This window comes from Acidovorax sp. A79, assembly GCF_041154505.1.
Lineage (GTDB): Bacteria > Pseudomonadota > Gammaproteobacteria > Burkholderiales > Burkholderiaceae_C > Acidovorax.
The window spans coordinates 4,446,298-4,464,703 of the sequence record NZ_AP028672.1 but is presented as its reverse complement, the minus strand read 5'-3'; the positions used below and the strand labels follow the sequence as shown (position 1 = coordinate 4,464,703).

Genomic DNA, 18,406 nt, shown 5'->3' with positions numbered 1-18,406 from the left:
GGGGAACTTCATGCCAGCCAGCGCTCGCGCATCAGCGCCAGCATCTGCGCGGCAGAACGGCCACGGTGGCTGTGGGCGTTCTTCACCTCCACGGGCAGCTCGGCGAAGGTCTTGCCGAATTCAGGGATGAACATCACGGGGTCGAAGCCAAAACCGTTGCTGCCCCGGGGGGCCGTGGTGATCTCGCCCACCACGCGGCCCACCGCAATCAGCGGCTCCGGGTCCTGCGGGCTGCGCACAGCGACCAGGGTGCTGACCATTGCCGCGCGGCGGTTGGCCACGCCCTGCAGTTGCTCCAGCAGGGCCCGCACATTGTTGTCGTCACTCTTCTCGTAGCCGAACTGGGTGCAGTAGTAGGCGGTATCGACGCCCGGCAGGCCGCCAAAGGCGTCCACGCACATGCCTGCGTCGTCCGCCAATGCAGGCAGGCCCGTGTGTGCCGAGGCGAAGCGGGCCTTGCCCAGGGCGTTCTCGACAAAGGTGCGAAAAGGCTCTTCGGCCTCGCCCACGCCGAGGTCGGCCTGGCGCACCAGTTCCACGCCCAGCGGCTCGAACATGGCCTGCAGCTCCGCCAGCTTGCCGCGGTTGTTGGATGCGAGAACAATTTTCATAGGTCAAAATGGCCTCTGGCGCTTATCCATCAAGCGCTAGCAGCTATCAATAAATGAGTATTCCTGTCATGGGGTTTCCAGAAGCGAGCGCTGCTGCAGCTGCACCAGCTCTGCAATGCCCTTTTCCGCCAACGCCAGCAGCTGGTCCATCTCCGCGCGGGTAAAGGCCGCGCCCTCGGCCGTGCCCTGCACTTCCACGAAATGGCCAGCGCCGGTCATCACGATGTTCATGTCGGTGTCGCAGTCCACGTCTTCGACGTACTCCAGGTCGAGGAGCGGCGTGCCCTGAACCATGCCCACCGAAATGGCGGCCACGGGCTGCACCAGCGGTGACTGGGCGATCTTGCCGCTGGCAAGCAGCTGGTTGACCGCGTCCTGCGCCGCCACCCAGGCGCCGGTGATGGCCGCGGTGCGCGTGCCGCCGTCGGCCTGGATCACGTCGCAGTCGAGCTGGAGAGTGCGCTCGCCCAGCAGCTTCAGGTCGAACACGGCGCGCAGCGAGCGGCCGATGAGACGCTGGATCTCCTGCGTGCGGCCATTTTGCTTGCCCCGCGCGGCCTCGCGGTCGTTGCGGGTGTGGGTGGCGCGCGGCAGCATGCCGTACTCGGCCGTCACCCAGCCCTCTCCGCTGCCCCGCTTGTGGGGCGGCACCCGCTCCTCCACCGACGCGGTGCACAGCACCTTGGTGTTGCCAAATTCGATGAGCACCGAGCCCTCGGCATGCATGGTGTAGTGGCGGGTGATGCGCACGGTGCGCAACTGGTCGGCGGCGCGGCCGCCGGTACGGACAAAGGGTGTCATGGTGTGGGTGGCTCGTAAAAAAACACAAGGCGGATGAGTGAAGGACCTGCGTGCAGGGACACACTCCCGCGCCCCAAAAACTCAGGCCGCCAGATCCATCGGCGCCTGGCCGGCCGGGAACTCACGCCTTGCGGGCGGCAGAGCGGCGTATGGCTTCGTTGATTTCGGCGATGGACCGCTCAATGGCCGCGTCGTCCAGGTCATCCACCAGCCCGTCGAGCGGGCCCGCCTGGATGGTGGACGCAAACACGTCGTCGCTGATGCTGTCTGTCGAGACGCCCTGGGTGGACTCGAACGCGTCGGGGGTTTCCCATTCCATCGCCACCACCGTGACGTTGTCGCTGCTGTCGCCCGCCTTGCGCAGGGCATCCTCCACCAGCTCGGGCACCGCGTGCGACACCGCATTGCGGGCGAGCTGCTTGGCGATTTCCTCGTCGCTGAGCGTGCCCCACAGGCCGTCCGAGCACAGCAGGATGCGGTCGCCCTGCTCCAGGTACACCGGGCCCGTGATGTCGTAGATGGGTTTGGTCGGCGAGCCCAGGCAGGTGAACAGCACATTGCGGTTGATGCGCTCGAGCCCCGGCGGGGGCGAATTGCGCAGCTCCATGTACGAATGGTCGCGCGTGCGGGTGAGCAGGTCGCCGTCGCGCACCATGTACAGGCGCGAATCGCCGCAGTGGATCCAGGTGGCCGTGCCAGCCTGCAGCACGGCCGCCACCAGCGTGGTGCGGGGCGTGTCGAGCATGCCCTTGTCGGTGGCGTAGCGCAGGATCTGGTGGTGCGCGGCCAGGAGTGCGCCCGAAAGAAATTCCTGCACGTCCTTGAGCTGGGGCTTGGCCTGGCGCTGGAACAGCGCCGAGATGGTCTGCAGCGCGATCTGCGCGGCCACTTCACCTTCGGGGTGGCCGCCCATGCCGTCGGCCAGCACGAACAGGCCCGATTCGCGCGTGTAGCAATAGCCCATGCGGTCTTCGTTCTTCTCGCGGCCGCCACGGCGGCTGATCTGGAAAACCGAGAACTTCATAGTGACCCACGCAAACAAGGATGCACCACGGCATCGTTAATGAACAGGCGCCCCGCCCCAACCCGCTTCGCGTGGGTCGTTTTCATTTGGGTTTGGCTCCGATACCGGTGGCTTCACCCACCTTTTGCACGTTCTTCTTGGTGTCGGACACCAGGGTGTCCAGCTGCAGGCGCATCTTCTCGGCCACCGTGAGCTTGGTGTAGCGGCGCTCGCCCTCGCGGCTGAGCTCTTTTTGCAGCGCGAACACCGACTGCGGGCGCGACAGCGGGTCCAGCGCCATGCACCACTCCACCACCTCGATGAGGTTGTCGGAGTACACGCCGCGCAGCTTGGTCAGCGCCAGCGACAGGCGGTCTTTTTCGATGCGCTGGGGCGCCTCGTTGGGAGGAAAGCCCTGCATGCAGGCGTAGATGCAGGCACCGATGGCATAGATGTCGGTCCACGGGCCCATGGACGAGTCGCGCCGGTACATCTCGGGCGCGGCAAAGCCGGGCGTGTACATGGGGCGGATGAAGTTGCCCTCCTTGGACAGCACCTCGCGCGCGGCGCCGAAGTCGATCATCACGGCCTTGTTGTCGTCGGTGATGAAGATGTTGGCCGGCTTGATGTCGAGGTGCAGCATCTTGTGCTGGTGCACGATGCGCAGGCCGCGCAGCACCTCGTCGAACAGCGAGCGGATGGTCGACTCGCGGAACACCTTCTGCGTCTTGAGGTCACGCGCGGTGATGATGAAGTCCTGCAGGGTCGCGCCCTCCAGGTAGTTCATCACCATGTAGACGGTTTCGTTCTCGCGAAAGAAATTGAGCACGCTCACCACGGAGGCGTGCGATATCTGGGCCAGCGAGCGCCCTTCTTCAAAAAAGCTCTTGAGCCCCAGGCGGTAGAGCGAGAGTTTCTCGGACGGCACCTTGGGCAGCAATTCGCCAGGCGCGCGCGTCGCCAGGGACGACGGAAGGTACTCCTTGATGGCGACCTGCTGTCCTTCGCTGTCCGTGGCGAGGTAGACCACGCCAAAGCCCCCGGAGGACACCCTGCGAACCACGCGGTATCCACCAATGGCGGTGTCGGGCGGCAAGGGAGCCGGCTTGATTTTTGACATATTTTGCGAAGATGACTCGGGGGTAGAGCGGAACCCGGATAATCGCCGGATCGCAAGCAACCATCAAAAAGTCCAATGCCAGTTTACAGCATGACCGGATACGCCAGCGCACAGCACGGCGCATCCGCCACTGGCGCAGAAACCGAGGCCCGCGCGTCCCAATCGCGCAGGCTGGGGCTGGAAATCCGGTCGGTCAACAGCCGCTTCCTGGACCTGTCGTTCCGCCTGCCCGATGAACTGCGCGCCATGGAGCCCGCGCTGCGCAGCCTGCTGACCGCCCGGCTCAAGCGCGGCAAGGTCGAGGTCCGGGCCGCCCTGGAGAACGAGGAAAGCAACACCCTGCAGGATCCGCCCGCGCGGCTGCTGCAGCGGCTCAACTCGCTGCAGGACTCCGTCAAGGCATGGCTGCCCACCGCCGCCCCCCTCACGGTGGCCGATGCCCTGCGCCTGTGCGCCAACGCCCCGTCGGGCTCCGAGGACTGGAGCGAAGCCGTGCCCGCCCTCGCGGAAGAAGCGCTGACCGCGCTCATGGCCGCCCGCGAGCGGGAGGGCAAGCGGCTGGCCACCATGCTTCTGGACAGGGTCAAGCAGCTGCGCGCCCTGGCGGAACAGGCCGTCCCCATGGTGCCCCTGTTGGTCGAGCAGCAGCGGCTGCGCTTCATGGAGCGCTGGAAGGAGGCCATGGCCCTGACCGATGGCGCCACCCTGCCCGAGGCCGCCCGCGACCGCGCCCTGACAGAAGCCACCGCCTTTGCCATCCGTATCGACGTGGCCGAGGAAATCACCCGGCTGGACTCCCACCTGGACGAAATCGAACGCCTGCTCAAGAAGGGCGGCGAAGTGGGCAAGCGGCTGGACTTCCTGATCCAGGAACTGCACCGCGAGGCCAATACGCTGGGCTCCAAGTCTGCCGCGCTTGACCTCACACGCATCAGCGTGGACATGAAAGTGCTGATCGAGCAGATGCGCGAGCAAGTGCAAAATATCGAGTAATACTCATTTTTTGATAGCGCGTAGCGCACATCAACTATGGACTACCCCGGAAATCTCATCGTAGTTGCAGCCCCCAGCGGGGCTGGCAAATCCAGCCTCGTCAAGGCCCTGCTGGAGCTGGACTCCCACGTCCACCTGTCCATCTCCCACACCACCCGCGCGCCACGCGGCCAGGAAAAACACGGCCGCGACTATTACTTCGCCTCGCAGTCCGAATTCGACGCCATGGTGGAGGGCAATGCCTTCGTGGAGTGGGCGCATGTGCACGGCAACCGCTACGGCACCTCCAAGAAAGCCATCGAGGAGCGGATTGCCCAGGGCTCGGACGTGATCCTGGAGATCGATTTCCAGGGCGCCCTGCAGATCAAGCAGGCATTTGCCAACGCCATCCTGGTGTTCATCCTGCCCCCCAGCTGGGAAGAATTGCGCTCGCGCCTGGAACGGCGGGGCGAAGACTCTCCCGATGTCATCGAAGTCCGCCTCAAGAACGCTGCCATCGAGATGGCGCAAGTCAGCAAATTCGACTTCGTTATAATCAATGAGTTGTTTGAGCGCGCGCTTTTCGACCTGAAAGCCGTAGTTCACGCCCAGCGACTCAAGTACGCCGCCCAGCGCCGCGCCCGTGCTGACACCTTCCAGTCGCTCAATATCACCTGAATCCGGAGTAAACCGATGGCACGCATCACCGTAGAAGACTGTCTGGAAAAGATCCCCAACCGCTTCCAGCTCGTGTTGGCCGCCACGTACCGTGCCCGCATGCTGAGCCAAGGCCACGCCCCCCGCATCGAAAGCCGCAACAAGCCGGCCGTGACCGCCTTGCGCGAAATCGCCGAAGGCAAGGTTGGCCTGGAAATGCTCAAGAAGGTTCCTGGTTGAGCCTTTTCCCGGGCGAAGTCCCTAAAGAGCACCGCGGCAGCGGTGCTTTTTTTTGCCCAGAAGTCGTCTGATGCGCTCCCGCGCTACATTTAAGGCATGAACGCGGTGCTCAACTCACCTTCTGCAACGCAGCCCCGGTTTGGCGAATCGCCAACGGCGGGCACCCTTTCGGCAGCCGCTGCGGCCGCCAATGCCGCTGCGGCCAGCTTTGCCGCGCTGACGGACAGCCTGGACTACCTGGACGCCGGCAGCATCGAACAGGTGCGCCAGGCCTACCGGTTCGCGGACGAGGCCCATCTGGGCCAGTTGCGCAACAGCGGCGAGCCCTACATCACCCACCCCATCGCCGTGGCGGCCCAGTGCGCCACCTGGAAGCTCGATGCGCAGGCGCTGATGGCGGCCCTGCTCCACGATGCCATGGAAGATTGCGGCGTCACCAAGGCCGACCTGATCGACCGCTTTGGGGCCCCCGTGGCCGAGCTGGTGGACGGCCTGACCAAGCTCGACAAGCTGCAGTTCAACACCCGCGAGGAAAACCAGGCGGAGTCCTTCCGCAAGATGCTGCTGGCGATGGCGCGCGACGTGCGGGTCATCCTGATCAAGCTGGCGGACCGCACCCACAACATGCGCACGCTGTCCGACATGCCGCGCAGCAAATGGGGCCGCATCTCATCCGAAACGCTGGAGATCTACGCCCCCATCGCCCACCGCCTGGGGCTCAACCAGACCTACCGTGAATTGCAGGACCTGGCATTCCGGCATCTGCATCCGTGGCGGTATGCCACGCTGTCCAAGGCCGTCAACAAATCGCGCAACCGCCGGCGCGACCTGGTGCAGAAGGTGCAGGCCGAGGTGGATACCGCCTTCTCGAAAATCGGCATGAAGGTTCGCCTGGCCGGCCGGGAAAAGACCTTGTACGCCATCTACCAGAAGATGGACCTCAAGCACCTGAGCTTTGCCCAGGTCACGGACATCTACGGCTTCCGGGTGATCGTGCCCACGGTAACGGACTGCTACACCGCATTGGGCGTGCTGCACCAGATGTACAAGCCCGTGCCCGGCAAGTTCAAGGACCACATTGCGATCGCCAAGCTCAACGGCTACCAGTCGCTGCACACCACCCTTGTCGGCCCTTCGGGCGTGAACATCGAGTTCCAGATGCGCACGGACGAAATGCACGTGATCGCCGAGGCCGGCGTGGCGGCGCATTGGCTGTACAAGGCACAGGATGGCGACGGCACGTCTGCCGAACGCCTGGGCACCAAATGGCTGCAATCGCTGCTCGACATCCAGAACGAAACCCGCGATGCCGCCGAGTTCTGGGACCACGTGAAGGTGGACCTGTTCCCCGACGCCGTGTACGTGTTCACCCCCAAGAGCCAGATCATGGCCCTGCCCCGCGGCGCGACGGTGGTGGACTTTGCCTACGCCATCCACAGCAACGTGGGCGACCGCACCACCGCCGCCAAGATCAACAACGAGCAGGTGCCGCTGCGCACCGAGCTCAAGAACGGCGACGTGGTGGAAATCATCACCGCGCCCGTCTCCACCCCCAATCCGGCCTGGCTGGGCTTTGTGCGCACCGGCCGGGCGCGCTCCAAGATCCGGCACTATCTGAAAACCCTGGCGCAGACCGAATCGGAAGGGCTGGGGGAAAAGCTGCTGACTCAGGCCATCCGCGCCGAAGGCCTTGAACAACTGCCACCGCTGGACGCGGAAACCCAGCCGATGTGGGAGAAGCTGCTGCGCTTCACCGGCAACCGCACCCGCAGCGAACTGATGACGGACCTGGGCCTTGGCAAGCGCATTGCCAGCATCGTCGCAAAACGGCTCATGGTGCTGATGTCCGAGCATGGCCACCGCCCCGACGCGCTGCTCATGACCCGCGAGCGCTATACCTCGCATGAAACGCTGTCCCAGGGGGCCGTCACGCTCGACGGCAGCGAAAACGCGTCGGTGCAATACGCCACCTGCTGCAGGCCCGTGCCCGGCGACAGCATCGTCGGCTATCTCGGCCGGGGCGAAGGGCTGGTCGTCCACAACGTGCACTGCACGGTGGCCAAGCGCCTGCAGCACAAGGACAGCGAACGCTTCATCGCGGTGGATTGGTCCGACGAGCCCACCCGCATGTTTGAAACAGGGGTCGTGGTCACCGTCACCAACGGCAAGGGTGTCCTGGCCCGCGTGGCCGCGGAACTGGCAAATTCAGAAGCGGATATCACCCATGTCGACATGGATGACGAGGCCGCGCTCGACACCACCGACCTGCGGTTTATCGTTGCCGTGCGCGACCAGGCACACCTGGAACTGGCGCTGAAAAACCTGCGCCGCACCCAGGCAGTCATTCGCGCCGCCAGGATCACGCCACAGGCGTAGGAAATCCAGCTGGCCTGGAGGCCCCACCAGCCACTCGGCTTCGGCTGAGTTGCTGCGCGGTTGGCTGCTACCCGGCTCGCGGCGGGTATCTCACCTCCACCACCTCCAGATTGCGGACACCGCCCGGCGTGGGCAGTTGCACCTCGTCACCGACACGGGCCTTGAGCAATGCGCGGGCGACCGGAGAAATCCAGCTCACCTGCGACTCGTGGCTGTCCGCCTCATCGATGCCCATGATGGTGATGGTGCGCTCCACGGCCTCATCATCCACATAGGTCACCGTGGCCCCGAAAAACACCTGGTCACTTCCAGCGTGAAGGCTGGGGTCCACCACTTCAGCAATTTCCAGCCGCTGGGTCAGGAACCGGATGCGCCGGTCGATTTCGCGCAGACGCTTCTTGCCATACAGGTAGTCGCCGTTTTCGGAGCGATCGCCGTTGCTGGCGGCCCAATGCACGACGTCCACGATCTTGGGACGCTCGTTGTCGATCAGGTCAAGCAGCTCATCCCGCAGGCGGGCATAGCCAGCGGGAGTGATGTAGTTCTTGCCACCCGCAGGCAGCGGAGGCAGCGCCAATTCATCTTCGTCGCCACCGTCGGTTTCTTTGGTAAAAGCCTTGCTCATAGCCACATCTCCCGATCAGCGCAAAGCGCTCTGGACAAATGAAAAAGCCTGCAATCTTTCGATTGCAGGCTTTAAACATTGGTGCGGCTGGCAGGAATCGAACCCACGACCCCTTGGTTCGTAGCCAAGTACTCTATCCAGCTGAGCTACAGCCGCTAAGCTTTGAATTATAGCATGATTTCTTGGCGACCCTTGAAATCAGATTTTTCTGCTTGTTCCTGCCTTGAAGGCAAGCTCAATCAGACACTCAACTCAACGCAAGCCAGGATTGTAATGCACTCCAGAGACTCCAAAGAGAAAAGGACTGCACTGCGACAAGAAAAATGGCTGCAATCGCGATGATCGCCCGTGCGAACGACGGGTGGTAGGGCGTGTTGGACTTGAACCAACGACCAAAGGATTATGAGTCCTCTGCTCTAACCAACTGAGCTAACGCCCCAAGCCATGCTCCAGCGCCATACAACGGGGCAAGCGCCGTATTGTAGGGGCTTTACTTGCGATGGCTGAGTGCGTTGGACACGAGCTTGGACGTGATGTCCACGATCTGGATCATCCGGTCATAGGGCATGCGCGTAGGGCCGATCACACCCAGCGTGCCCACGACCTTGCCGTCCACTTCGTACGGCGAACTGACAATGGACAGCTCTTCAAAGGGCACCACATGGCTTTCGCCGCCGATGTAGATGCGCACACCTTCCGCCTGGCTGGAGATATCCAGCAACCGCAGTATCTGGGTCTTTTGCTCGAACAGATCGAAGGCCCGCCGCAGGTTTCCCATGTCGCTGGAAAAATCGCTGACAGCCAGCAGGTTGCGCTCGCCCGAAATAACAACCTCGTCCTGCGCCTCCGACAGGGCCTCGGAACCCACGTTGACGGCCGCCTGCATGAGGGAGGCGATCTCGCCGCGCAGCACATCCACTTCGGACTTCAGGCGCTCGCGCACCTGCTCCATCGCGAGCCCCGCGTAGTGCGCGTTGAGGAAGTTGGAGGCTTCAATGAGCTGCGATTGCGAGTAGTCCGCCTCGGTGAAGATGACGCGGTTCTGAACGTCCCCCTCGGGAGAAACGATGATGACCAGAAACCGACGCTCGGAAAGCCGCAGGAATTCGATGTGGCGAAATACCGAAGTGCGCCGTGGCGCCATGACCACCCCGACGAACTGCGAGAGGTTTGACAACAACTGCGCCGCGTTCGCAATCACCTTCTGGGGCTGCTCCGGCGCAAGCTGTGGAGGTGTCAGCGGATCCCTTTGCACCGTCAGCATGGTGTCTACAAAGAGCCGGTAGCCACGTGCCGTGGGAATGCGCCCTGCCGAAGTGTGGGGGCTTGCAATCAGTCCCAGTTCCTCCAGATCCGCCATGACATTGCGGATGGTGGCTGGCGAGAGATCGAGCCCGGACGCGCGCGACAAGGTCCTCGATCCAACGGGCTGGCCATCGGCGATATAGCGCTCGACCAGCGCTTTGAGCAACAACTTGGCACGGTCATCGAGCATGGAATGATTTTAATGGTGTAACGAACGAGAAGCCCATCGGCCACGGCCCTCGAATCTATGGATTGTGTCGCGTAAACACGCGACGGAAACACCCCAGATCGAGGCCAGTTCCCCCTGCGTATAGACGCCTGAACGCCACATGTCAACGATGGACAGCACATCGGCATCGCTGATGCTACGCGCCCTACCCCAGCTCTTACCCCGAGCACGAGCGGCAGCCTGACCAGCCATCACACGTTCGCGAATCATGGACCGCTCAAGCTGTGCGACAGCGCCCAAAACCTGAAACGTAAACTCACCGAAGGGACTTGTAGTGTCCAGAGGCTCAGTGAGACTCCGAATCATGGCTCCTCCAGCCCTAAGCCTAGACTGAATCGCCAGCAAGTCAGACAAACTACGGGCCACACGATCCAGCTTCCAAACGACCAGCGTATCACCCCTGCCCAGAGAACCGAGAGCAACTTGCAACTGGGGCCGGGGCCCTACTCCAGACCCAGACTCAACGTAAACACGTTGAACCCCATGCAGCGACAAAGCATCGCGCTGCAGAGCCGTATCCTGATCCTGCGTGGACACACGCGCATAACCGATTAAAGCCATTCAATCCCCCCAGATAAGACCTTGCGAACGCCAGTCCCGGTTTGTCAGCGCAAACCTCAAAAGGGACCGCACCACGACCGCCTTACTACAGCCGTACTGACAGGCTAAATCGTCCAGTGTTTTACCAATCGGTAAATTTACGGACACATCCAGACGCACATGGCGGGACCGATGGTCAGCCACACGTACGGCAGAGGTGTTACCGGTAACGGCACTCTGTTTTTCAGCAGACAGGGTCATGGTGCCCCCCACTGTCAGGACCGCCCTCAAACGCGAAATAGAACCAGTCTCCCCACCGGCTCATGTGCATGGTGTCCACACGACCCGAGAGATAGCACAGCGCTGCGTTTTTCATGGCATCACCGATGCTCTCGAACTCACCCAGATCAATGGGCGCGGGCAAAGTCACATCGCCGAATTTGGTCCAGCGGTTCGACCACTTCTCCCCATCCTCGAAAGCCTTTGTGATGTACTTTGAGAGGTAGGCCGCAATGCGTGCCGCAGAGCGCTGGCTATGCCGTTTGCGGGCCGATACATCGACATTACCGCCATGCTCCTTTGTGACTGACCTCCAGATGGCCCGCAGGACGTTGAAGGACTTCACCAAAACGCCGTTGCTTGCCTTGAGGCTAGAAGGCAGCTTCACCGTTGCCATGTGCACATGCCATGCACCGCGCTTTTGTTCTTCAAAACCGCACACGGCACGGAAATCGGGGATGACTCGACGCACCCTGCGGACAAACTCCTTTAGGTGCCTTTTGCACAGATCCTGATCCGTCTGATTGGCTTTGTACGTGAGGGTCATAAGCGTGTCCGCACCCATCGCCTTACAGAGCTTGCGAACCCGCGTTTTCGCCCTGTTGGCCGCAATGGCCAGCGCCCTCGCACGCTTGTCGGTATCTTCTTCCTCAGCTTCAGCCAGCATGTCCAAGTGATCTTGAATTTGGCCGGAGGTCCATTCGAGTTCTTTCCAGTCCACACGCTCAACACCGGACACCTCCATGTGCCCATTGCCCAAGTCGTGAGCCTTGACCTTGAACCGCCCCGAGCCGTAGCTCATGACCGCATAGCGCGACCCATCGAAGTTCTCTAGAATCCGTACTGCCACGGCATACCCCAATCTATGTTGTGACCACGAACCCGGATAGGTTGCCGCCTATGCCGGGTTCACCTTTTTCTAGTCCCACCACTCCCCGGTGAGCGCTACCAACCGACCGCCCTCGCGGTGCGGAAATCTCCAAACCAGATGCGGCCAAGTGCATCGACCATCAGGCCACTGCCACAACATCAAAGGCCGGTAGTCGGTCATGTTCCAAAGTGTTTATTGGATAAATCTAGGCCGCGCTGCGCGCGGCCCCGCCGCCACGCTTCGCTTGCGTCTGCGGGGCCGCTGCTTCGCTTGCCCAATCTAGCGACCGTGGACCGTGGCACAGGGCACGGGACGCACAACGGTCCACCATGGGGCCTGTCGCCCCATACCCCAACCCCCGAGCCTTTGGCGCGTGGCTATTCGCCACTTCGGGGCCCCCGGTTTGTCTCTCAGAGAAGGCACGCGCAGGCATCACTCAGCACCGCCGCTGTTGTGCGGGTGGACGTTGAACGCTGGGTTTCTGATGCCCAGCGCCTGAGGTATGTCAGCCTGAGTTATCTGGCCAGGCTGCTGTAACTGCGGAGTCGGCATGGGCACGGTACGCACCTGCTTAACTTCTGGCGCAGCCGGCTTCGGAGCAGCCTGGCTAGACCCGTTGGGCGCAACGGACCGCGATGCCGTGGGCGGCTCCTCACGCCAGTCCTGGAAGAACCCATGTGCGACTATCTGCAGACAGACCGCACCCGGCACCTGCAGCAAGGTCGCTTGCTGTGTGTAGCACTTACAAGTTTTGCCCATGTGCACGCAGGCCGCAGGACGCGGAGCAATGACGGGCTGTGTCACCGAGTCATAAGCCGGAGCCGTATGCGGGAAGCCCTCGATACGCGGTTTTTGAAGCGCCAACCACTCCTCATAAGGCAAGTGAGCGGCTTTGGTGGCAACGCCTACGGATGTTGCGCCCGCAGGCACGCCGGGAGGGACCGCACGCGACGCTCCAGGCGCACTGCTAGTAGCTACCGCAGCCATCTTTGTGCCGAGGTTCAGGACGGATGAAATCGCGAACCACGCAGCACCGACAGCAACAGCAACGGCAATGGGAATGGCCCACACCTTGAGCGGAATACGCCGCTTGATGTTGTGCACGTCGGCACTTTTGTACCAGGGCTGAGTGATCCAGTTGCCCGCCTTGTCCTTTTTGCCGAATGCATCCTTTGGATAGCGCCAAGGGTACTTTTCCGCCTTGTTTACGACCTTGCCAGGGTCGGTTTGCATACCCCTGAATTTGTACGCAATGGCACTCTCAGAACCGAAGGCCCGGACCACGTACCAGTGCGTCTCCGTGAGCTTGCGGGGCGTGTTGTGAACCAGCGTGGGGTCCTGCGTGATGAAGTAAAAATCAATACCGCGCTTGCCGTGCTTGGACAGCTCCAGAATAGGCAGCGGCACCTTAGATCCGGTGGACGCGGCAGGCCAAAAATCCTGCAGCTCATCAACCACGATGATCGAGTCATTGGGCAGATCCATCCACTTATCAGGATGGTCAATCTCAGTCCAGCCGGGCAGCGTAACGCCGGGAATGTTGCAGTAATAGACAGGACGGTTTTCCTCTTTGGCGCGGCGCTGCACCTCGATGAACGTGAACAGCGTTTTGCCCTGCCGAGGCAGGCCCGTGACGAAGCTAATAGGCACAGGAAGCCCCCTACTTCTGCACGAGGCGCTTCACGCTAGCGCCACCGAGAGCGTTCAGCATGACCTTGACGCCAATTGCGCTCAGGATGATGGACACATGCTGATCAATGAGAAAGAAGCCCGCCCAGTCACCAATGATGGAGCCACCCACCCCACCGAGCAGTGAAGTAGCCGAGGACTTGGCGGAGTCGATGAGCGTGCTTATTCCCACGTACTCAACGAAGCCAAAACCGAGAGCCAGGAGGACACGGCCCACCACCGATCCAACAATTTGCAGAAGACCGCCGAGCAGTACGGAAATGATCCATGGCATGTGCTAATCCTTTCGCCCAACGACCCACATCAAGCAGCTAAGCAGGGTCAAGCCAACGCTTGCCAAACTGAGCACATGCAGGGGCCCGCAGACCTGAGAAAACGGGATGGTGAAGTTATGCCCCACCACATCGAAACCCGGGTCGGGAGGGCATGCCCTAGACCAACCAAGCCCGGAAGAATCAAAATTCGAGACGTTGACCTGCTGAGCGTTCTCACGCAGCTTGTCCGCGCTCTTAGCATCCGAGCCATCCGCAGCCGCCTTGTACGTAGGGTCCGGCTTTTCGGTATCGAGGAGCTTGCAATTCATGAGGTGCTGCTCCTTCGCCATGGCGCACTGAATCGCGTCCCCTTCACAGGAAAAACCGGATGCGCAGTTACCCGCAAAGGCTGACTCATCATCCCCATCACCGTCGCCGTCCCCATCGCCATTGCCACCACCATCGGGCGGTACACCGGGGTTCCAGACGCAGAGTTCATTGACCAGATGCGTGCCTACGGGACAGGTGCCACCTTCGGGCGGCTTGGGGTTGATCACGCACCAATTTCCCTCACGGTGGAAGCCCGGGCCACAGTCGCCGTTCTCGTTTGGTTTTTCCGGTATGGGCTTGCCGGGCGGCGAGGGCGAGACGCAGCTGGTGCCTACCTTGGAGGTCCCAGGCGGGCACGTGCCATTGCTGTTTGGTGGCTGCGGCGGCGGGGTAGGCGCATAGCAATTACCGTTGCTGTAGCGCTGGGTTCCAGGCGGGCAATTGCCATTGCTGTCCGGGGGGACCGGAGGCGGCGGTGGAGGGGGCGGATTGTTGGGGTCCGGTGGCTTGGGGCCGCCACCAGGGTTCGTGCCAGGACCGGTGCCAGGACCCGTACCAGGACCTTCGCCCGGACCCTCTCCAGGGCCCTCGCCGGGGCCAGTGCCGGGACCATCACCGCCACCCGTGCCGCCCTGGCACTGACCGCCCGTGTATGTGCCGCTCCCATAGTAGAACGTCTTGCCGTTGTAGCTGACGTCCACGGTGTTGACCACCTTGATCATGCAGTACTGCACGGGACCATCGAAGCTCACGCCCTGATCCAAGCATGCATATTCCGTGGCCGCCGAGTCCATCTCCCAGCCCTCCCCGGCGCTGGTGCCAGCCTTCGGGCATTTGTCTTTCACGCACTTGCCGTTGATGCGCGTATATCCGGGATCGCACGGTGGCTCTGGAACACACACGCCGTTGACGCGGACTTCATTGGGTTTGCAGGCGTCGGGGACACATGCACCACCCTCCTCATGCTGCCCAGGCGGACAGCTTGTCACCGGTGGTTTGCATTGGCCGTTTTGTTCCGTGAGGCCCGAATCGCAGGTACACGTACGGTCTCCGTGCGCGTTCGTTCCGAGCGTAGCGCCGGAGGTGCAGCTATAGACGGGAGGGGGGAGGTTGCACACGCCATTAACAACGCCGTTAGCGGCGGTGCCATCCCATCCGTAAGTCGGAGAAACGTAGCTCCATCCACAGTTGCTCTCAACCCCACTGATGCCGCAAATCCACGTTGCCGTAGCGTCTGGAATGTTCGTGTACCCACGAGGATGATTCTGAGCGTTGCATGTGTTCGGCGGATACGTAGTGATGACCTGAAGCGCCGAGGACGGCACGGACCATACGAGGGAGAGCAGCAGGAGAGCGCGCAGCAGCGCTACGCGGAGAAGATCAGCCATGCGGACACCTACGGCCAAAAGACGAGCACGCCACCAAGAACCATCGCGAGAAGCAGCCAAAAGCCCATACAACCCCCATAAAAAAAGGGGCACACCCTTGAAAAGAGCGCACCCCGGGCACTACCCGATCAACGCAGCGCGGTGCGGATCCAGGTGAACAGCTTGGCTGTGACAACCACGCCCAAAACGGCAATGCCGATGGAGCTCACGATGGTCACAACACCAGCAATGGCAGTCGTGATTTCGGCGACGTCAGGCAGCGTGATAGCCGCACGTGCGCCACTGGTTGCCAGGAGCGTTGCTGCAGCGATAGCCACAGCAGGCAGACGGCCAGCATGGGAGAGAACAGGGAAACGGCGCTTCACAGCGTTTTCCAGAGCGGGCTTGATGGAGTTCATTGGTTACTCACTTTCTTTGGTTTCGAGGGCTTTACGCACAGCACGCAGCGACCATGCCGCGGCCATTACGAGCAGGATGGCGCCCCCTATTGCCATCGCTGATTCAGGATCTAGATAAAACGGGCTGTACTGCGCAAGCTCGACACGAGAGAGCACAACCAGGGCATCCGGCGTATCGCAGGACACTTCGGAAATAGTGGTGGTGCTGGGTTGCATGCAGTACATGGGAACAACCGATCAGCCCTGCACGCGGGTACGAGCAGCATCAATACGTTGACGACGCACAGAGCGGGCGTGCAAACGTGCGGCCAGGACGCCGAGGGAGCCGGTGACGAGGGTCCACAGGGCAGCGCCTACGAAGCCACTGCAGACGCCCAGGATGGCGAGTTGTTGGGCCACGTGGCCCAGGTCAACGGCAGACATTACGAAGCCTTGGAAACAGCAGGCGAAGGAGCTGCAGCGGCGCGGCTAATCAGCTTGGAATCCACGGGCGTGAGACTCACGAACTGAGCTTCGATCCGGCCCGCACTGTCTCCGTAATCACGCACGCCGAGCGTGAAGCCAACGGAGTAAAGGCCCAGGCCGACCTGCCCCTCCAGGACGGCCGGGACGCGGAACATGCCGACAGTGGCAACGGAGCCGTCTTCTTTGCGCACGATGGCACGTGCTTCTTTCCAGGTGGTCAGCTGGCCCGTTTTGGGATTGGGGTTCTTCGAAACTTTCTCTTCGATCAGGATGATTTCCATCAGGGATGCGTAGGCAGACATGGATTGTTCTCCGGTGGAGGGCAGCTATGGCCCAAGATCGAGCGACGTTGCTCTCACATGCCCCGACCCGCGAGGCATGTGGGGGCAGGGTCAGGGGTAGCCGCTCATGCTGAGACCACCTGAACGGAGCGGCAGGACAGCCACTTAGGACGATCACCCGGGAATTCGACAAGACACCGGCCAGTGCGAACCCTCAGCACGGAGGCACGAAGGCCACCCCACGAAACCCGCAGGCCGCGCTTTACGAGCTTGTCGTTTAGATCGAGATTGGGGGCGGTGGCCATGGTCAGTAGCCCACAGATGAAGCTACGATCCGACCCACAGAGAGGGGCCCGGCAATGTTCAATATCAAGGCGTTCGAAGCCGAACTAACGCGCTTTGCTATCTTTTCGATAGCTTTGGAAATCATCGCGCTGATCCTGTTTTTCCTGATCCTGTATTGGGTGATCAAGAGTGCCATCCGGGACGGGATCAACGAATCGCGATTGGGAGAACGGCAGAGAGCTATCGCGAAGCGAGAGGACGCGGAAGGCTTACCGCCGATGCGGGCGGAGCGATAGCTCCCCCCACTGCCCACCGTGACCGGGTGAGCTACCACCGTGTCAGCGGCTATTGGGGCAGGGAGAGAGCAAGAGGGGATAGATGGCATGGGTAGCTCCATGAAGTACCCAAGTCGAGTACAGGAGCAACCTTAACAAATACACAGACTGAGTACAAGCAAGAAAGTAAACTTACTCATACTGTGTAGTTTGTACACAACATGAGGATAGCGCCATGCAAACAACCATGAACCTGCTAGCTAAAGCCCTTGAGATCAAAAGCATCCCGGAATGGACTGCAGACCTAGGCCTATCGGATAAGGCGCTTTACAACAGCCAATACAGGCAACACCTCAGCCCAGCAATTGCTGGGACGATGGCGGAGCGAATTGGCGAAGACGTAGACAAGTGGATAGTGATTGCAGCACTGGAATCCGAAAAGGACAGCGCATGCAAGCAGCGGATGATGACTCGCCTAAAAAGCACACATCACATTAATGATGTAATTTCGCGATGACGTCCAATTTCCGCCATGTTGCGCTCATCGGCAAGTACCAGGCTTCATCGGCAGGCTCCATGGGCGACAGCTCTCGCCAAGCCTTGGAAGACATCGCCCATTTTCTGGAGCGCCAAGGCTGTGAAGTGATGCTGGAGGCTGAAACCGCCAGCAACACCGGGCTGACACACTACCCAGCCTTGAATGTAGACCAGATAGGCAGCCAGTGCGACCTGGGCCTCGTGGTCGGAGGCGATGGCACCATGCTCGGCATAGGTCGCAGGCTCGCCCGGTTTGGCACCCCCCTGATCGGCATCAACCAGGGACGCCTGGGCTTCATCACGGACATTCCGTTTGACACGTACCAAGCCACCCTGCTGCCCATGCTGCAGGGCGAGTACGAGGAAGACCTGCGGCCGCTCATGCACGCCACGGTGGTGCGGGATGAGCGGATTGTCTTTGAGGCCCTCGCGATGAACGATGTGGTGGTGAACCGGGGCGCTACGTCGGGCATGGTGGAGCTGCGTGTCGAGGTGGGCGGCCGCCTGGTGGCGAACCAGCGCGCAGACGGCCTCATCATTGCTTCGCCGACGGGGTCCACGGCCTACTCGCTTTCCGCCGGCGGGCCGATGCTGCACCCCTCCATTCCAGGATGGGTGCTCGTGCCCATTGCCCCCCACACGCTGTCCAACCGCCCCATCGTCCTGTCGGATGCCACCGAAGTGGCGGTCGAGGTGGTCAGCGGAAGGGATGTCAGCGCCAATTTCGACATGCAGTCCCTGGCCTCTCTGCTGCACGGGGACCGCATCCTGGTCAAACGGTCGGAGCACTGCGTGCGGTTCCTTCACCCCCTGGGCTGGAACTACTTTGCCACGCTGCGCAAGAAACTACGTTGGAACGAAGGAGGTTCCTGACC

The 18,406-nt window shown here is 61.6% G+C and carries 21 protein-coding genes and 2 tRNA genes; 7 read left to right on the top strand and 16 right to left on the bottom strand.

Annotated features, from left to right (window positions below):
• Positions 1–8: 8 nt before the first annotated feature.
• The 4 genes from rdgB to ACAM51_RS20525 all read right to left on the bottom strand — a co-directional run bounded on the left by rdgB (position 9) and on the right by ACAM51_RS20525 (position 3,535).
• A complete protein-coding gene (rdgB, locus tag ACAM51_RS20540; RefSeq protein WP_369641696.1) occupies positions 9–611 on the bottom strand; it encodes an RdgB/HAM1 family non-canonical purine NTP pyrophosphatase in 603 nt (200 codons plus the stop codon).
• Between the two features lie 66 nt (positions 612–677).
• Positions 678–1,412 (bottom strand): ribonuclease PH, encoded by a 735-nt coding sequence (gene rph, locus ACAM51_RS20535; protein WP_218293544.1) that lies wholly within the window; start codon positions 1,410–1,412, stop codon positions 678–680.
• A 121-nt stretch (positions 1,413–1,533) separates the two neighbouring features.
• On the bottom strand, positions 1,534–2,436 hold the full coding sequence (locus tag ACAM51_RS20530; RefSeq protein WP_218293543.1) for a PP2C family serine/threonine-protein phosphatase: 903 nt from the start codon (positions 2,434–2,436) through the stop codon (positions 1,534–1,536).
• Positions 2,437–2,518: 82 nt separating this feature from the next.
• Entirely contained in the window at positions 2,519–3,535 is a 1,017-nt protein-coding gene (locus ACAM51_RS20525; RefSeq protein WP_218293542.1) for a serine/threonine-protein kinase, read from the bottom strand.
• A 90-nt stretch (positions 3,536–3,625) separates the two neighbouring features.
• Here ACAM51_RS20525 and ACAM51_RS20520 point away from each other — a divergent pair, with 90 nt between their 5' ends.
• The 4 genes from ACAM51_RS20520 to ACAM51_RS20505 all read left to right on the top strand — a co-directional run bounded on the left by ACAM51_RS20520 (position 3,626) and on the right by ACAM51_RS20505 (position 7,780).
• Positions 3,626–4,528, top strand: a complete 903-nt coding sequence (locus ACAM51_RS20520) for a YicC/YloC family endoribonuclease (RefSeq protein WP_304505103.1) — start codon at positions 3,626–3,628, stop codon at positions 4,526–4,528.
• Between the two features lie 36 nt (positions 4,529–4,564).
• The gene (gene gmk / locus ACAM51_RS20515; RefSeq protein ID WP_218293540.1) at positions 4,565–5,185 is read left to right on the top strand and encodes a guanylate kinase; all 621 of its coding nucleotides are present in this window, start codon (positions 4,565–4,567) and stop codon (positions 5,183–5,185) included.
• 15 nt (positions 5,186–5,200) lie between these two features.
• Positions 5,201–5,404, top strand: a complete 204-nt coding sequence (gene rpoZ, locus ACAM51_RS20510) for a DNA-directed RNA polymerase subunit omega (RefSeq protein WP_005794722.1) — start codon at positions 5,201–5,203, stop codon at positions 5,402–5,404.
• A 96-nt stretch (positions 5,405–5,500) separates the two neighbouring features.
• Entirely contained in the window at positions 5,501–7,780 is a 2,280-nt protein-coding gene (locus tag ACAM51_RS20505) for a bifunctional (p)ppGpp synthetase/guanosine-3',5'-bis(diphosphate) 3'-pyrophosphohydrolase (RefSeq protein ID WP_218293539.1), read from the top strand.
• 67 nt (positions 7,781–7,847) lie between these two features.
• Here the strand turns inward: ACAM51_RS20505 and greB are convergent, their stop codons facing one another.
• The 12 genes from greB to ACAM51_RS20445 all read right to left on the bottom strand — a co-directional run bounded on the left by greB (position 7,848) and on the right by ACAM51_RS20445 (position 16,455).
• Complete coding sequence (gene greB, locus ACAM51_RS20500) at positions 7,848–8,405, bottom strand: transcription elongation factor GreB (RefSeq protein WP_218341516.1); 558 nt, start codon at positions 8,403–8,405, stop codon at positions 7,848–7,850.
• A gap of 79 nt (positions 8,406–8,484) precedes the next feature.
• Positions 8,485–8,561, bottom strand: a tRNA-Arg gene (locus tag ACAM51_RS20495).
• A gap of 206 nt (positions 8,562–8,767) precedes the next feature.
• A tRNA-Ile gene (locus ACAM51_RS20490) sits at positions 8,768–8,844 on the bottom strand.
• A gap of 51 nt (positions 8,845–8,895) precedes the next feature.
• Complete coding sequence (hrcA, locus tag ACAM51_RS20485) at positions 8,896–9,900, bottom strand: heat-inducible transcriptional repressor HrcA (RefSeq protein WP_218341517.1); 1,005 nt, start codon at positions 9,898–9,900, stop codon at positions 8,896–8,898.
• Positions 9,901–9,909: 9 nt separating this feature from the next.
• Positions 9,910–10,500 carry a recombinase family protein gene (locus tag ACAM51_RS20480; RefSeq protein WP_369641695.1) on the bottom strand — a complete coding sequence of 197 codons (591 nt, stop codon included), beginning with the start codon at positions 10,498–10,500 and terminating at the stop codon, positions 9,910–9,912.
• A gap of 223 nt (positions 10,501–10,723) precedes the next feature.
• Positions 10,724–11,608 (bottom strand): hypothetical protein, encoded by an 885-nt coding sequence (locus ACAM51_RS20475; protein WP_369641694.1) that lies wholly within the window; start codon positions 11,606–11,608, stop codon positions 10,724–10,726.
• Positions 11,609–12,061: 453 nt separating this feature from the next.
• Positions 12,062–13,279, bottom strand: coding sequence for a zonular occludens toxin domain-containing protein (locus tag ACAM51_RS20470; RefSeq protein ID WP_369641693.1), 1,218 nt, complete (start codon positions 13,277–13,279; stop codon positions 12,062–12,064).
• Between the two features lie 10 nt (positions 13,280–13,289).
• Positions 13,290–13,592 (bottom strand): DUF2523 domain-containing protein, encoded by a 303-nt coding sequence (locus tag ACAM51_RS20465; RefSeq protein ID WP_369641692.1) that lies wholly within the window; start codon positions 13,590–13,592, stop codon positions 13,290–13,292.
• Positions 13,593–13,595: 3 nt separating this feature from the next.
• The gene (locus ACAM51_RS20460; protein WP_369641691.1) at positions 13,596–14,129 is read right to left on the bottom strand and encodes a hypothetical protein; all 534 of its coding nucleotides are present in this window, start codon (positions 14,127–14,129) and stop codon (positions 13,596–13,598) included.
• Positions 14,130–15,418: 1,289 nt separating this feature from the next.
• Complete coding sequence (locus ACAM51_RS20455) at positions 15,419–15,688, bottom strand: major capsid protein (RefSeq protein WP_369641690.1); 270 nt, start codon at positions 15,686–15,688, stop codon at positions 15,419–15,421.
• 3 nt (positions 15,689–15,691) lie between these two features.
• Positions 15,692–15,904 (bottom strand): hypothetical protein, encoded by a 213-nt coding sequence (locus ACAM51_RS20450; protein WP_369641689.1) that lies wholly within the window; start codon positions 15,902–15,904, stop codon positions 15,692–15,694.
• A gap of 206 nt (positions 15,905–16,110) precedes the next feature.
• On the bottom strand, positions 16,111–16,455 hold the full coding sequence (locus ACAM51_RS20445) for a hypothetical protein (RefSeq protein ID WP_369641688.1): 345 nt from the start codon (positions 16,453–16,455) through the stop codon (positions 16,111–16,113).
• A 338-nt stretch (positions 16,456–16,793) separates the two neighbouring features.
• Here ACAM51_RS20445 and ACAM51_RS20440 point away from each other — a divergent pair, with 338 nt between their 5' ends.
• The 3 genes from ACAM51_RS20440 to ACAM51_RS20430 all read left to right on the top strand — a co-directional run bounded on the left by ACAM51_RS20440 (position 16,794) and on the right by ACAM51_RS20430 (position 18,404).
• Positions 16,794–17,015 (top strand): hypothetical protein, encoded by a 222-nt coding sequence (locus tag ACAM51_RS20440; RefSeq protein ID WP_369641687.1) that lies wholly within the window; start codon positions 16,794–16,796, stop codon positions 17,013–17,015.
• Between the two features lie 214 nt (positions 17,016–17,229).
• Positions 17,230–17,511 (top strand): hypothetical protein, encoded by a 282-nt coding sequence (locus tag ACAM51_RS20435; RefSeq protein ID WP_369641686.1) that lies wholly within the window; start codon positions 17,230–17,232, stop codon positions 17,509–17,511.
• A complete protein-coding gene (locus ACAM51_RS20430; RefSeq protein WP_218293536.1) occupies positions 17,508–18,404 on the top strand; it encodes an NAD kinase in 897 nt (298 codons plus the stop codon). The genes ACAM51_RS20435 and ACAM51_RS20430 overlap by 4 nt, the downstream gene beginning before the upstream one ends.
• The last annotated feature ends 2 nt before the right edge of the window (positions 18,405–18,406 follow it).

Excerpts from the sequence above, each read along its gene's own strand:
- rdgB (WP_369641696.1), bottom strand. The coding sequence starts at position 611 with ATGAAAATTGTTCTCGCATCCAACAACCGCGGCAAGCTGGCGGAGCTG.
- rph (WP_218293544.1), bottom strand. The coding sequence starts at position 1,412 with ATGACACCCTTTGTCCGTACCGGCGGCCGCGCCGCCGACCAGTTGCGC.
- ACAM51_RS20530 (WP_218293543.1), bottom strand. The coding sequence starts at position 2,436 with ATGAAGTTCTCGGTTTTCCAGATCAGCCGCCGTGGCGGCCGCGAGAAG.
- ACAM51_RS20525 (WP_218293542.1), bottom strand. The coding sequence starts at position 3,535 with ATGTCAAAAATCAAGCCGGCTCCCTTGCCGCCCGACACCGCCATTGGT.
- ACAM51_RS20520 (WP_304505103.1), top strand. The coding sequence starts at position 3,626 with ATGACCGGATACGCCAGCGCACAGCACGGCGCATCCGCCACTGGCGCA.
- gmk (WP_218293540.1), top strand. The coding sequence starts at position 4,565 with ATGGACTACCCCGGAAATCTCATCGTAGTTGCAGCCCCCAGCGGGGCT.
- rpoZ (WP_005794722.1), top strand. The coding sequence starts at position 5,201 with ATGGCACGCATCACCGTAGAAGACTGTCTGGAAAAGATCCCCAACCGC.
- ACAM51_RS20505 (WP_218293539.1), top strand. The coding sequence starts at position 5,501 with ATGAACGCGGTGCTCAACTCACCTTCTGCAACGCAGCCCCGGTTTGGC.
- greB (WP_218341516.1), bottom strand. The coding sequence starts at position 8,405 with ATGAGCAAGGCTTTTACCAAAGAAACCGACGGTGGCGACGAAGATGAA.
- hrcA (WP_218341517.1), bottom strand. The coding sequence starts at position 9,900 with ATGCTCGATGACCGTGCCAAGTTGTTGCTCAAAGCGCTGGTCGAGCGC.
- ACAM51_RS20480 (WP_369641695.1), bottom strand. The coding sequence starts at position 10,500 with ATGGCTTTAATCGGTTATGCGCGTGTGTCCACGCAGGATCAGGATACG.
- ACAM51_RS20465 (WP_369641692.1), bottom strand. The coding sequence starts at position 13,592 with ATGCCATGGATCATTTCCGTACTGCTCGGCGGTCTTCTGCAAATTGTT.
- ACAM51_RS20455 (WP_369641690.1), bottom strand. The coding sequence starts at position 15,688 with ATGAACTCCATCAAGCCCGCTCTGGAAAACGCTGTGAAGCGCCGTTTC.
- ACAM51_RS20450 (WP_369641689.1), bottom strand. The coding sequence starts at position 15,904 with ATGCAACCCAGCACCACCACTATTTCCGAAGTGTCCTGCGATACGCCG.
- ACAM51_RS20445 (WP_369641688.1), bottom strand. The coding sequence starts at position 16,455 with ATGTCTGCCTACGCATCCCTGATGGAAATCATCCTGATCGAAGAGAAA.
- ACAM51_RS20440 (WP_369641687.1), top strand. The coding sequence starts at position 16,794 with ATGTTCAATATCAAGGCGTTCGAAGCCGAACTAACGCGCTTTGCTATC.
- ACAM51_RS20435 (WP_369641686.1), top strand. The coding sequence starts at position 17,230 with ATGCAAACAACCATGAACCTGCTAGCTAAAGCCCTTGAGATCAAAAGC.
- ACAM51_RS20430 (WP_218293536.1), top strand. The coding sequence starts at position 17,508 with ATGACGTCCAATTTCCGCCATGTTGCGCTCATCGGCAAGTACCAGGCT.